Here is a 13,336-nt window from a genome sequence, read left to right on the forward strand (position 1 = left end):
ATAACGGAGAGTGCAGCTATGCCTTAATTGGCCTTTGCACCAATTTCCTTGTCCCAGCGGTCCAGAATTTCCTTACGCTTGGCTGGCTCACCATAGGTTTTGAAATCATAGTCGATGAGCTTGATATCCTCGAAGCGCGGCGACTCTTTTGGAACTTCGGCGTTCTTGTTCGATGGAAGCTGGAAGGATTTTGCATCCTTCATCTTCGACTGCACTTCGGCGCTCAGCGCCCAGTCATACCATTTCTTGGCATTGTCGAGATTTCTGGCACCCTTTATGATCGACATGGAGCCGATTTCATAGCCCGTGCCTTCACACGGCGCGATGGATTTGATCGGGAAACCTTCGGCAGTCATCGCAACCGCATCATGCATGAACACAATGCCGATCCCATTTTCACCACGCGCAGCCGACTTTACGGGCGCTGAACCCGACTTGGTGTATTGCGAAACATTGGCATTGAGCTTTGCCATATAATCAAAAGCTTTATCCTCGCCCATCAACTGAACAAGCGTGGCCAGCGCAGTATAGGCCGTGCCGGAAGAGTTCGGATTGGCCATCTGGATTTCGCCCTTATAGGACGGATCAAGCAGGTCGGCCCAGCAAAGTGGCTCTTTCAGGCCCTTCTTGCTCAGAAGTTCGGTATTATAGCCCCAGCCGAGCGCACCGGCATAAACGCCAACGGTACGAAAACCAGAGCTTTCCGCCTGTTTCTTTGCCCAATCCTGTAATTCGTCGAGCTTTGGCGATTTATATTCAAGCGTCAGACCTTCAGAAGCAGCCTGTAAATGCGGATCACCGGTGCCGGCCCACCAGATATCGGTCTTCGGATTGCGCGCCTCAGCACGCACCTTGGCATAGGTTTCCCCGGAAGACAGGCGAACCATATTCACCTTGATACCGGTGTCTTTTTCAAATGTGTTCTTCATCAGCTCACAGATAACCACATCTGCCGAACAGATGAGGTTAAGATTGCCCGAAGCAAGAGCCGGAAATGCAAATGAAGAAACGCCAGCGGCAAACGCCGCAACCATAAGTGCCGAACGCATCATATTCCTCCCTTTAGAGCGCGTTCGATATGATTGCATCAGATCTGCGCTCTAACTCCACTTGTTATGCAGCGCCTCCACGCTGTAGCTTTTTGCAAGCCTGTGTACAGTCTTTGCCTTTTAAACCACTGTGTCAATGTCGTTTGTAAATTTTATTCTGAAAATTATAAAAACAATCCAATAATTCCATTCTAACAAGCCATCTACTGTTATTTTAAACAAAAAGGCGGCCCGAAGGCCGCCTCTTGCGCGTGATCAAAATATGCTGTCAACCAATCGCCATCAGGCTCGCATTGCCGCCTGCGGCTGTTGTGTTGATGGAGCTCGAAACCTCTTCAAGCAGCCAGCTCAGGCAGTAGCAATCTGCATTTTGCGCAAGCTGTACAGTGTTTGCTGCCTGTGTCAAAACCAATGGTCCGGGCAATGCTGCCAGCTTCTTGTTAATGTCGATCAGGCGTTCGCCCTCTCCTTCAACAAGTGCTCCTGCAAAAGGCGCATCCGACTGCCAGTCTTTGGTCCAGACAACACGCGCAGCGACGCTTGCAGGCAAGTCTTTCAGAACATTGCGCAAGCCCGAAGTCTCATCGATGACAGCCTCATTGCCTGTAGCCAGTGCTGCGGTCAGCTGACGATAAAGGCCGGATTCGGTCCGCGGAGCCAGAAGAATGCGGCCACGCGCATGAAGCGCATAGAGGTTGCGTTCACCAACCGGGCCCGGAAGCTCGATATTCAAACCGAGTGCAGAAGCACTGCCGGTTTCACGAGCGGCCTGCGCCAGTTCGTTCATGCCGCGATTGCCAAGCCACTTTGCGAAATCGTTGAGCGCGGCATCGGTATGAACCGAAGCCATGCGCGGCGGGATTGGCGCTGTTTCAACAAGGCGACCGAGATAGAGAGGACCGCCAGCCTTCGGGCCCGTGCCGGACAGACCACGGCCACCGAAAGGCTGGACGCCCACAATCGCACCGATAACGTTGCGGTTGATATAGACGTTGCCAACGCGGATGCGATCAGAAACGTGAGCGATAGTTTCATCAAGACGTGTATGCAGACCAAATGTCAGGCCATAGCCGGTTGCGTTGATGTCATCGATCAAACGATCCATGTCATCACGCTTGTAGCGCACCACATGCAGAACCGGGCCAAACACTTCACGCTTCAGATCGCGCAGACTGTCGATTTCAACGATGGTCGGGGCAACGAAGGTGCCCTTGTCCGTTTCCGGCCCAAGCGGAAGCTGCTCCACCTTGCGGCCCATATCGCGCATTGTCTGAACGTGCTTTTCGATGATGTCCTTGGCTTCCGCCGTGATGACAGCGCCAATATCCACTTTCAGCTTGTCGGTGCGCCCAATCGATAATTCCTTGAGCGCACCCTTGAGCATGGTCAGAATGCGGTCCGCAACATCTTCCTGCAGGCAGAGAACGCGCAGAGCCGAACAACGCTGACCGGCGCTGTCGAAAGCTGAAGCGATCACGTCGAACACAACCTGTTCGGCAAGAGCGGACGAATCCACGATCATGGCATTCTGGCCGCCTGTTTCCGCAATCAGCGGGATCGGCTTGCCATTTGGCAGCAGGCGCAAGGCAAGTTGCGCCTGAATGAGACGAGCAACTTCTGTCGAGCCGGTGAACATCACGCCACAGGTTTCCTGTGCTGCAACAAGGGCTGCACCAATGCGACCATCACCCGGCAAAAGTTGCAAAGCATCAACTGGAATGCCAGCTTCGTGCAGAATGCGAACGCCCTGCGCTGCGATGAGCGGGGTTTCTTCAGCAGGCTTTGCCAGAACCGGATTGCCGGCAACAAGGGCTGCCGCAATCTGTCCGGTGAAGATTGCCAGCGGGAAGTTCCACGGGCTGATACAAACAATTGGACCAAGCGGCTTGTGCGCAACGCCTAGCGTGCGGCGGGTCTGTTCGGCATAGTAACGCAGGAAGTCGATGGCTTCGCGTACTTCTGCAATCGCGTTTGGCATGGACTTGCCAGCTTCACGCATAATCAAACCAAGCAGTTCCGGCATTTCACGCTGCATGATGTCGCTCGCGCGATCAAGACAGGCCGCACGATCAGCGGGCGAAACTTTGGACCAGCTTGCAACTGCCTTCTCAGCCGCTTTCATTGCTTGCGCAACATCGTCGGCGGCGATTTCCGTAACCGTACCCACGACATCCGCATGATCGCCGGGGTTCAAAACCGGGCGGCTTTCACCCTTAATTTTTGCACCAGCAACCTGCGGTTCCGCAGTCCAGACGCGCGTAGCATTGGCTTTGAGCGTTTCGCTCAGTTCCGCCAGCTGCTCTTCATTGGAAAGGTCGAAACCTGCCGAGTTTTTGCGAATGCCATAAAGGTCTTGTGGCAAGCTGATTTGGTCATGATGCGCTCCGATCACGGCCATCGAACGAACGACTTCCGCAGGATCGGCAATCAGTTCATCAACCGACACACTCTTGTCGCCAATGCGATTAACGAAAGACGAGTTCGCACCATTTTCGAGCAGACGACGGACCAGATAGGCCAGCAGCGTTTCATGCGTACCAACCGGCGCATAAATGCGAGCTGGACGCCCCAGCTTCGATGCACCGACAACTTCGTCATAAAGCGGCTCGCCCATGCCATGCAGGCACTGGAATTCATAAGAGCCGGTTTGGAAATCCGGGCCTGCCAGATGATAGATCGTGGCAAGCGTCTGCGCATTATGTGTTGCAAACTGTGGGAAGATCACATCACGGGCGCCAAGCAATTTGCGTGCGCAGGCAATGTATGAAACGTCAGTATGAACCTTGCGGGTGTAAACTGGGAAATCTTCCAGGCCATCAACCTGCGCGCGCTTGATTTCGGCATCCCAGTACGCGCCCTTGACGAGACGAACCATGACGCGACGATTGTTGCGGCGAGCAAGATCGATAATGAAATCAAGCACAAACGGGCAGCGCTTGCCATAGGCCTGCACCACGAAGCCGATGCCTTCCCAATCAGCCAGATCAGGGTCTTCAATCAGGCTCTGTAGAAGATCGAGCGAAAGCTCAAGACGGTCTGCTTCTTCAGCATCGATGTTGAGGCCGATATTGTACTTCTTGGAAAGGGCTGCGAGCGCCTTCACCTTTGGGAGTAACTCGCCCATGACGCGTTCGCTCTGCGCGCGCGCATAACGCGGGTGCAGTGCTGAAAGCTTGATCGAAATGCCGGGACCATCATAAATGCCGCGACCTGCGGAAGCGCGACCGATCGCGTGGATCGCAGTCTCGTAATCCTTGTAATAACGTTCTGCGTCGGCCGCAGTCGTGGCAGCTTCACCGAGCATGTCATAGGAATAACGGAATCCGCGTTCTTCCAGCGTTTTTGCGCGCTTCAGTGCTTCATCAATAGTTTCACCAGTCACAAACTGTTCGCCCATCATGCGCATGGCCATATCCACGCCGCGACGGATGACTGGCTCGCCACAACGGGCGATCAGGCGTGTGAGAGCTGCCGAAAGACCGCTATCATTGACGGTGTTGGTAAGCTTTCCGGTGACAACAAGGCCCCATGTCGCAGCATTGACGAACAGCGAACGACCACCGCCAACATGCGACTTCCAATCGCCGTTTGAAATCTTGTCGCGGATCAGGGCGTCACGCGTTGCCATATCCGGAATACGCAGCAGCGCTTCGGCAAGGCACATCAGTGCCACGCCTTCCTGGCTCGACAGTGAATATTCATGCACCAGACCTTCAACGCCTGTGCCCTTGTGCTTGGCGCGCAGCGCTTCGATCAGCTTGCGCGCGGTCGCTTTGATCTGCTTGGTCGTTTCTTCAGGTAGCGTTGCTTGCTGAACCAGCGCAGACACGCATTCAGCCTCAGGCCGGCGATAGGCATCGGTGATGGCCCTGCGCAAAGGTGTCTGCTCGCGGATTGGCGGCGCGAAGCTCTGGAAAACAGGAGTGGTATGAGCGGATAGTTTATCAGTCATGGTGCAATGCTCGCAACAACAGGCTCTCGCCCAGTTTAACTATGCTTTTATGTGATCGCACACTATCATCGGCGCAAATTGCATTCTGTCTTCATTTGATCCATATGAAGGAAATTCAGTCTTATTATTATAACGAAAAGAGGCAAAATGAATGCGAAAAATAGATTCTGTAGACGATCTGGATCAGTTCGATCGACGCATTCTTGAGGTCTTGAGCGACGACGGTCGCATTGCCATGACCGAGTTGTCAAAAAAAGTCGGCCTGTCAAAGACACCATGTCAGGCACGTGTCAAACGGCTGGTCGATGAAGGCTATATTATCGGGTTTCGCGCAGCCATTGATCCCGAAAAACTTGGCCTTGATCATATTGCTTTCACGACGGTCAAACTATCGGACACACGCGAGAGCGCACTTACCGCCTTCAATGTTGCCGTGCGCAAAATACGTGAAGTTGAAGAATGCCACATGATTGCAAGTTCATTCGACTATCTGTTGAAAGTGCGAACGCCCAACATCCGGCGTTACCGCGAGGTGCTGGGCGAAAAGATTTCCAGCCTGCCGAATGTGGCAAGCACGTCCACTTTTGTGGTTATGGAGTCGGTCAAAGACAATCGCCCGGTTAGAGTCTATCCGGGCGCATTGTAATAAAAATTAGAAAGCTTGGTTTGCCAGATAGCGTTCGAGTGTTTTGGCTGCACCATCCTGCCAGATACGCTTGAGCGCTGCCGAGAAGGCGCTGATATAGGCCGGATCGCTTGCTAACGCGCCGAAAATATCGGTCATTTCAAGGAAGCGTTTAGGTTCATCCTTGGCAAGCGCAGCCTGCTTTAACAGACGATCCCATGACGGATCATTGGGTTCGATGATCGCACCGCTATCCGTTGTTCCATAACAGTAGCGGCACCAAAGAGCAGACACCAGTGCAAGGCCGGTAACCGAATGACCTTTGGTCAGACGGTCTGAAACTGTCGGTAAAATAAATTTCGGCTGACGGTTAGAGCCATCAAGACACAGGCGGCGGATTGTGTCGCCTATCTTCGGATTGGCAAAGCGCTTGTCGATAAGCAGGCGGTAGTCTTCGAGAACAGTATTTGGAACCGGGGGCACTTCGGGAATGATTTCTTCCTTGGTGAGCTTTTCCAGATATTGCCGGATCAGTGGATTTTCCATCGCTTCATGAACAAAATGGATGTCGAGAAGCCCGCCCGGATAGGCAATCGCTGCATGTCCGCCATTGAGAATACGGATTTTCATCAGCTCATAAGCGTCAACCTGATCGGAAAAAGTGACGCCAACTTTATGCAACTGCGGGCGCCCAGTAGGGAATTTGTCTTCCACCACCCATTGCTTGAAGCCCTCGCAGAAGACTGGCCAACCATCCTCGACGTCAAATGCTTTTAGCACGATATCGCGTTCGCGTGCGCTCGTCGCAGGCGTGATGCGATCAACCATTGAATTGGGGAAAGCCACATTGGTTGCAATCCAGTCAGCAAAGTCTGGATCGCTGAGCTTGGCAAGCCCCACGACGGCATCTTCAGCAACGTGGCCATTGCCCGGAATATTATCACAGGACATGACGGTGAACGGCTCAATTTCGGCTGCCTTGCGCAGCTTCAGCGCCTGTACGATGAGGCCGAAGACCGTATTCGGCTTGTCCGTGTGAATGCTGTCATAAACAATATCCGGATGTGTTGGATCAAAATGCTGGCTTGCCGGATCGATATAATAGCCGCCTTCGGTGATCGTCATCGAAACGATGCGAATATCCGGTGAGGTAAGATAGGCTATCAGCGCGTCTCGGCCCTCGTCAGTCGATATGGTCACGTAATCGATCATCGACGCTGTAATGCGCGCGCCGGAATAATCAGCTTCCTGTTCAACAACGGTCGTTAGCCAGTCTTGCGCTTTCAGCGTGTCGCGCATGGCATCATCGCTGACACGAACGCCGGCACCGACCAAAGCCCAGTCATGATCAAGCCCCAGACCAAACAAGTCATCAAGATAAACAGCCTGATGCGCGCGATGAAAATTACCGACGCCAAAATGCACGATTCCGGGCTTTAACGCTGTAAGATCGTAACCCGGTTTTTGAACCTTGGTGAAACCTGGCAAAGCGACGCGCGTAAGTTTGGTCATGAAAACTTCCTCCTGAAATCAAGCCGGAACGAACTGAACTTTCATCGTAGCAGGATCACCACCTTGCTTTGTGAAGAAAGGCAGCATTTCCTCAATCGGTAAGCGATGCGAAACAAGACGTGCCATTTCGCAATTGTCTTTTTGAAGAATTTCGAGCGCTTGCGGAATATTGCGATTAAGCGAATGCGAACCGGCAATGCGGATCTGGCGGCGGAATATTTCGAATGGCGCCACCGATATGCGCGTATCGGGTGCGCAAACACCGAAAATCAGCACCGTACCACCATCTGCCGTAAAGCTGACCATGCCTTCTGCGACTTTCGCAATGCCCGTAGCGTCAGCCACAAAATCAAAGCTCTTCTTACGCGCGTCAAGCTCTGTTGAGCCGGAAATAATAGGCTCAAGACCAAGGCTTTCGGTAAAGGCCAGACGATGCTCGTTGATGTCCGCAACTGCGACTTTCTCAACACCTTGCGCTTTAAGAGACAGCGCAAGCAACAGACCGATCGGCCCTGCGCCGAACACCAAAGCCGTTTCAGATCCTTGCGGACCTGCTTTCAGCTTAGCCGCGCCAAGGCCATTCAGAACGCAAGCCAGCGGCTCGGCAAGTGCCGCCACATCGAAAGGCAAATTGCCAATTGGATGAAGATGCCGCACATCTACGAGACTTTTGTCTGCAAAACCACCATTATGCGTGACACCATAAGCTTTGAGGCCAGCGCACAAGTTGGTTAGTCCCTTGCGGCAGGCGTGACAGTGGCCACAGGGAATATTCGGGTCAACCGCCACGCGGTCGCCAGGCTTCACATTCTTTACGTCTTCTGCGACCGCTAACACGACACCGGCATATTCATGACCCGGCACAAGCGGAAACGCACTTGTGCCGTAGCGACCATGCAGCACGTCGATATCCGTGTGACATAAGCCAGAGGCCCTGACGTCAATCAACGCATGGCCAGGTTTGAGTTGCGGGTCATCGAGCTCGGCAAGCTCCGCGGCACCATGCCCCGTAAAATAAATGGCCTTCATGTATGCACCTAAAAATGGCTCAAGCCATCCAGTTTCCGCCATCGACACCAAATGTCTGGGCGAGGATGTAATCACTTTCGGAAGACGCCAGGAAAACCGCCATCCCCGTAATGTCCTCTGGGGTTGCAAAGCGGCCAATTGGTACGGACTTCGCTACAGAAGCTTTCTTTTCGCCCGGCTTTAGACCTTCCCACTTTGCAAAATTTGCATCGACCACATCCCAATGCTCACCATCCACAACGCCAGGCGCGATAGCGTTGACCTGAATATTGTGTTTGACAAGTGCCAGTGCTGCGGACTGTGTGGCAGAAATAATTGCCGCCTTTGAGAGGCAATAGAGCGTAACGAGCCCTTCGCCTCGGCGTCCTGCCTGACTGGCCATATTGATGATCTTGCCTCCGCGACCACGCGCGATCATGACATTCGATACCGCTTTCATCATGAAAAGGGGGCCTTTCAGATTGATCCCGAGAACACGGTCATAGCTTTCTTCGGTAATGGCGTTGATCGGTGCCATATCGAAAATTGCTGCATTGTTTACCAGAATATCAATACCGCCATATTCCTTGTCGATCTCGGACACGACCTTTTCAATGTCTGCAAGGTTGGTCACATCCAGTTTGACCGCTTTTACCGCGCTGCCGAGGCTACGCGCCGCTTCGTCTGCGCGTTCGATATTGATGTCGGCGATGACGACCTTTGCACCTTCCCGCGCATAGGCTTCAGCAAAGCCAAGACCAATACCGCGCGCGGCACCAGTTATAAGGGCAACCTTGTTTTCTAGTCTCATAAGGAGTTCTCCGAGGAGCTATTTCAATAAAATCAACGATGCGTCTTCTTTTCAGACAGTAAAAGCGGGTGACGTTCGCGGCGTTCAAGTGCCAGACCATCAGATTTGAAGAGATGCGCATCGGCAGGATTAAAGCCAAGATTGGCGGCTTCATGCGTACGAGCAGTACTACCGCCACCTGCTTCGGCAACGATCAAATCTTTTGCTGCTGAATTTTGGACATAAAGATAAGTTTCGCCACCCAGACGCTCCACCACCATGATTTCTCCATCGAGAATGCCATCGCTTATCGGGTGAAGGTGTTCAGGGCGAACTCCGAGAACCAGCACTTCGCCAACATCGGCGCCTTCTGCCATAACTGGAACTGTTATGCTTTTACCGGTGCTGAGCTCGACAGTAACACCATGATCAGATACGGACTTGACCTTAACATTGACGAAATTCATGGTTGGAGAGCCGATAAAGCCCGCTACAAAGCGATTGACGGGATGGTGATAAAGCTCAAGCGGTGAACCAACCTGCTCAATCCTACCATCGCGCAGCACGACGATTTTATCAGCGAGTGTCATCGCCTCAACCTGATCATGCGTCACATAAATCATGGTTGCCTTCAGGCGGTCATGCAGGCGCGCGAGTTCGATGCGCATCTGCACGCGCAGGGCTGCATCAAGATTAGAGAGAGGTTCATCGAAGAGAAAGATCTTCGGCTCTCGCACCATAGCGCGGCCAATGGCAACACGCTGTCGCTGACCACCGGAAAGTTGGCGCGGCTTGCGGTCAAGAAGCTTATCAAGCTGGAGTGTATTGGCTATTTCTTCGACTTTGCGGTCACGTTCTGTCTTGGTTACCCCTGCAAGCTTGAGTGCGAAACCCATATTGTCTCGCACGTTCATATGCGGATAAAGAGCATATGTCTGGAAAACCATTGCCAGACCGCGCTCGTCGGGGGGCACATCATTGCATTGTTGGCCATCAATCGTCAGATCCCCGCCAGTGATCTCTTCCAGTCCTGCAATCATACGCAGAAGCGTTGATTTTCCCGAACCGGACGGACCAACAAAAACAACAAACTCACGGTCTTCGATATTCAAATCAACGCCTTTGATGACATCGACATTGCCGTAGGATTTGGTTGCATTATGAAAAGACAGCGTAGCCATTGCGTTCCCTTTATTTCACGGCACCGAAAGTAAGACCGCGCACCAGCTGGCGCTGCGTCATCCAACCAAAGACAAGAATTGGCGCGATAGCGAGCGTGGAAGCCGCCGAGAGTTTTGCCCAGAAAAGACCTTCAGGCGATGAGAAAGATGCGATGAAAGCAGTCAGCGGCGCTGCTTGTGAAGCCGTCAGATTGAGGCTCCAAAATGCTTCGTTCCAGCAAAGAATGATTGAAAGAAGTGCTGTTGATGCGATGCCGGGTAGGCTGAGCGGCAGCAACAGATAACGAATTTGCTGTCCGACCTTCGCACCATCCATTCGGCTCGCCTCAAGAATTTCATGAGGCACTTCTTTGAAGAAGGAATAGAGCATCCAGACGACAATCGGCAGATTGGAAAGTGTGAAGATGATAATCAGGCCTGTGCGTGTATCCAAAAGCCCACTATCGCGTGCGAGAAGATAAATCGGAACAAGCACGCCTACGGCTGGAAGCATCTTGGTTGAAAGCATCCAAAGAAGAAGATCCTTGGTACGCTTTCCAGGAAAGAACGCCGCCGCGTAGGCCGCTGGTACGGCAATGATAAGTGAAAGAAGGGTCGCTCCCAGGCTTTCAATCACGCTATTCATCGCATAACGGAAATAGTTCGCACGTTGATTGACCGCTTCAAAATTTTCAAGGGTAGGCGAAAAGAACAACTTTGGTGGTGCTACCGCATCAATTTCCGTTTTGAAGGCTGCCAGCAACATCCAAAATATCGGAAAGAACATCAAGAGCGCGACAGCCCAGCCAATAACACCGGCGGAGACCGTGGCTTTGTTGAGTTTACGTTTCGTCGCCATCTCCGTCTCCTAATTATCCAGGTTGCGCGCTACGGTGCGAATGAGGAAAAATGCGACGATATTGGCAAGGACGATAGCGATAACACCTGCCGCCGATGCACCGCCAATGTCCCATTGCAGAAGCGCTTTAAGATAGATGAAGTAGGTGAGCGTTGTGGTGGCAATGCCCGGGCCGCCCGAGGTGGTGACAAGAATTTCTGCGAAAATCGACAGAAGGAAAATCGTCTCAATCATGATGACAACCGAGATCGGACGCAGAAGATGCGGCAGGATGATGTAATAAAACATCGCCAACCCCTTTGCGCCATCAAGGCGTGCGGCTTCCATCTGCTCGCGATCCAGCGACTGCATGGCTGTCATCAAAATCAGCGTGGCAAAGGGTACCCATTGCCAGGAAACAATCATAATGACTGACGTCATTGGAAACTGTGAGAACCAGTCGATAACGGGCAAGCCGAAGCTACGCGAGATGAAAGCAAAAAAGCCGTTAACCGGATGCATCAGCAAGTTTTTCCAAATCAATGCAGACACGGTCGGCATGACGAAAAACGGCGCTATAACCAGAAGGCGCGCGATGTTCTTGCCGAAGAAATCCTGATCGAAAATAACGGCAAACAGGACACCAAATATGATGGATATTGCCAGCACAGATCCAAGTAGGATCAGTGTTTTGGCAATTGCAGACCATAAACCGGGGTCGGAAAGAAGAAACGAATAATTCGAGACCCCAGCAAAGCCGGTCACGAATGGATTAATCAGATTGTAATATTGAAACGAAAACCATAGCGTCATCGCCAATGGCACGATCATCCAGAGTAGCAGCACGATAACAGCTGGTGCAAGCAAAGGCCCCGTACGAATGCTACGGCGTGATCTGGATGCAAAACGAGACTTGGTGCCAACAACGGCAACGTTGCTAGATGGCATAAACGACCCTCCCTTTCCGCACGGCTCTCACTCCAATAAGACGCTTGCGAAAAATTCTGCCTGCTGCCCTGTTTTAATAATTGGGCAGCAGGTCTTTGGCATGTACCAGTTTATTTGATGTAACCGGCCTGTGTCATGATCTGCTCTGCCTGACGCTGCGCGCCATCAAGAGCTGCATCCACGCTCTGCTGGCCGGCAACAGCTGACGAAATCGCCTGGCCGACAATCGTGCCGATCGCCTGGAATTCAGGGATCGCTACGAACTGGATTCCAGTATAAGGAACCGGGTCCTTGGTTGGCTTGGTCGGATCAGCAGACTCGATCGCCTTGAGAACTGTTTCAGCAAAAGGTGCTGCCTTTTTATAGTTCTCATTGGCGTAAGTCGACTGGCGCGTGCCCGGAGGAACGGCAACCCAACCCTCTTTCTCGCCAACCAGATCAACATAGTCTTTCGACGTTGCCCATTTCAAGAATGACTTTGCGGCTTCCGCTTTGCTTGTCGAAGCAGGAATTGCGAGGTTCCACGACCAGGCCCACGCAGAACCATTCGGCGTTACTTCGACAGGTGCCTTTGTGAAAGCGACCTTATCCGCAACTTGGCTCTGCGTTTTGTCATAGATACGACCGGCTGCTGAGGTAGCATCAATCCACATAGCGCAATGACCAGTCGAGAACAAAGCCTGATTTTCATTAAAGCCGTTCGAGGTAATTCCGGGAGGTCCCGCTTCCTTCATCAGATCGACGTAGAAGTTGATCGCCTTCTTCCATTCATCGGAATTGATCTGTGGTTTCCACTGCTCATCAAACCAACGACCACCATAGGTATTCACGAGCGTACCGAGATAGGCCATATTTTCGCCCCAGCCCGGCTTACCGCGCAGGCAAAGACCATATTGCTCTTTCGACTTGTCAGTCAGCTTGGTGGCGAATTCTTTGATTTGCTCGTAAGTCGGCTCGCCCGGCATGGTAAGGCCGGCAGCATCAAACAGATCTTTACGATAAAGGGTGAACGAGCTTTCCGCATAAAATGGGACCGCATAAAGCTTGTCATCGACCGTGAGACCTGCTCGCACAGGCTTGATCAGATCGTCATAATCGTAATCGTCGCCCAGATCATCAACTTCGAGCAACCATCCAGCCTTCCCCCAGATTGGAGCCTCATAGCCGCCAATCGTCATAATGTCGAATTGACCGCTCTTGGTTGCAATGTCAGTGGTGACGCGCTGGCGCAAAACATTTTCTTCTAAAACCACCCAGTTAAGCTTGTTGCCGGTTTCCTTTTCCCACTCCGACGAAAGCTTCTGCATTATTATCATGTCAGCATTGTTGACTGTCGCTATGGTCAACTCTTCGGCACTCGCCGTACTCGCCATAATCACGCCACCTGCCACCGAGGCAATAAGCCCCGCTATATAAAATTTGTTTCGCATCTCGTCTCCTCCTTTACGAAAGCA

General features: G+C 52.4%; 10 protein-coding genes. 1 reads left to right on the forward strand and 9 read right to left on the reverse strand.

All coding sequences use genetic code 11. The annotated features are described in order from the left end of the window. Positions 1-23: 23 nt before the first annotated feature. Together OPR82_RS08640 and putA are read right to left on the reverse strand one after the other, a co-directional pair. Positions 24-1,049 (reverse strand): ABC transporter substrate-binding protein, encoded by a 1,026-nt coding sequence (locus tag OPR82_RS08640; RefSeq protein ID WP_265984311.1) that lies wholly within the window; start codon positions 1,047-1,049, stop codon positions 24-26. 268 nt (positions 1,050-1,317) lie between these two features. Continuing rightward, positions 1,318-5,001: a trifunctional transcriptional regulator/proline dehydrogenase/L-glutamate gamma-semialdehyde dehydrogenase gene (gene putA, locus OPR82_RS08645; RefSeq protein WP_265984312.1), complete on the reverse strand. Its 3,684-nt coding sequence runs from the start codon at positions 4,999-5,001 to the stop codon at positions 1,318-1,320. A 151-nt stretch (positions 5,002-5,152) separates the two neighbouring features. Between putA and OPR82_RS08650 the strand changes: the two genes are divergently transcribed. Beyond that, on the forward strand, positions 5,153-5,647 hold the full coding sequence (locus OPR82_RS08650; RefSeq protein WP_265984313.1) for an Lrp/AsnC family transcriptional regulator: 495 nt from the start codon (positions 5,153-5,155) through the stop codon (positions 5,645-5,647). Positions 5,648-5,653: 6 nt separating this feature from the next. On the opposite strand, the gene OPR82_RS08655 is transcribed toward OPR82_RS08650, so the two are convergent. The 7 genes from OPR82_RS08655 to OPR82_RS08685 form a co-directional block, all read right to left on the reverse strand. After that, positions 5,654-7,138: a mannitol dehydrogenase family protein gene (locus OPR82_RS08655; protein ID WP_265984314.1), complete on the reverse strand. Its 1,485-nt coding sequence runs from the start codon at positions 7,136-7,138 to the stop codon at positions 5,654-5,656. An 18-nt stretch (positions 7,139-7,156) separates the two neighbouring features. After that, positions 7,157-8,167 (reverse strand): zinc-dependent alcohol dehydrogenase family protein, encoded by a 1,011-nt coding sequence (locus OPR82_RS08660; protein WP_265984315.1) that lies wholly within the window; start codon positions 8,165-8,167, stop codon positions 7,157-7,159. 19 nt (positions 8,168-8,186) lie between these two features. Beyond that, on the reverse strand, positions 8,187-8,957 hold the full coding sequence (locus tag OPR82_RS08665; RefSeq protein WP_265984316.1) for an L-iditol 2-dehydrogenase: 771 nt from the start codon (positions 8,955-8,957) through the stop codon (positions 8,187-8,189). 32 nt (positions 8,958-8,989) lie between these two features. After that, positions 8,990-10,117, reverse strand: a complete 1,128-nt coding sequence (locus tag OPR82_RS08670) for an ABC transporter ATP-binding protein (protein ID WP_265984317.1) — start codon at positions 10,115-10,117, stop codon at positions 8,990-8,992. 10 nt (positions 10,118-10,127) lie between these two features. Beyond that, a complete protein-coding gene (locus tag OPR82_RS08675) occupies positions 10,128-10,955 on the reverse strand; it encodes a carbohydrate ABC transporter permease (protein WP_265984318.1) in 828 nt (275 codons plus the stop codon). Positions 10,956-10,964: 9 nt separating this feature from the next. Further along, positions 10,965-11,882, reverse strand: a complete 918-nt coding sequence (locus OPR82_RS08680; RefSeq protein WP_265984320.1) for a carbohydrate ABC transporter permease — start codon at positions 11,880-11,882, stop codon at positions 10,965-10,967. Positions 11,883-11,992: 110 nt separating this feature from the next. Further along, positions 11,993-13,312, reverse strand: a complete 1,320-nt coding sequence (locus OPR82_RS08685; RefSeq protein ID WP_265984323.1) for an ABC transporter substrate-binding protein — start codon at positions 13,310-13,312, stop codon at positions 11,993-11,995. Positions 13,313-13,336: the final 24 nt, after the last annotated feature.

It is taken from the genome of Ochrobactrum chromiisoli, assembly GCF_026241335.1.
Classification (GTDB): Bacteria; Pseudomonadota; Alphaproteobacteria; order Rhizobiales; family Rhizobiaceae; genus Brucella; species Brucella chromiisoli.

Bases quoted from the DNA above. Each gene is read 5' to 3' on its own strand.
- OPR82_RS08640 (WP_265984311.1), bottom strand. From the start codon at position 1,049: ATGCGTTCGGCACTTATGGTTGCGGCGTTTGCCGCTGGCGTTTCTTCA.
- putA (WP_265984312.1), bottom strand. From the start codon at position 5,001: ATGACTGATAAACTATCCGCTCATACCACTCCTGTTTTCCAGAGCTTC.
- OPR82_RS08650 (WP_265984313.1), top strand. From the start codon at position 5,153: ATGCGAAAAATAGATTCTGTAGACGATCTGGATCAGTTCGATCGACGC.
- OPR82_RS08655 (WP_265984314.1), bottom strand. From the start codon at position 7,138: ATGACCAAACTTACGCGCGTCGCTTTGCCAGGTTTCACCAAGGTTCAA.
- OPR82_RS08660 (WP_265984315.1), bottom strand. From the start codon at position 8,167: ATGAAGGCCATTTATTTTACGGGGCATGGTGCCGCGGAGCTTGCCGAG.
- OPR82_RS08665 (WP_265984316.1), bottom strand. From the start codon at position 8,957: ATGAGACTAGAAAACAAGGTTGCCCTTATAACTGGTGCCGCGCGCGGT.
- OPR82_RS08670 (WP_265984317.1), bottom strand. From the start codon at position 10,117: ATGGCTACGCTGTCTTTTCATAATGCAACCAAATCCTACGGCAATGTC.
- OPR82_RS08675 (WP_265984318.1), bottom strand. From the start codon at position 10,955: ATGGCGACGAAACGTAAACTCAACAAAGCCACGGTCTCCGCCGGTGTT.
- OPR82_RS08680 (WP_265984320.1), bottom strand. From the start codon at position 11,882: ATGCCATCTAGCAACGTTGCCGTTGTTGGCACCAAGTCTCGTTTTGCA.
- OPR82_RS08685 (WP_265984323.1), bottom strand. From the start codon at position 13,312: ATGCGAAACAAATTTTATATAGCGGGGCTTATTGCCTCGGTGGCAGGT.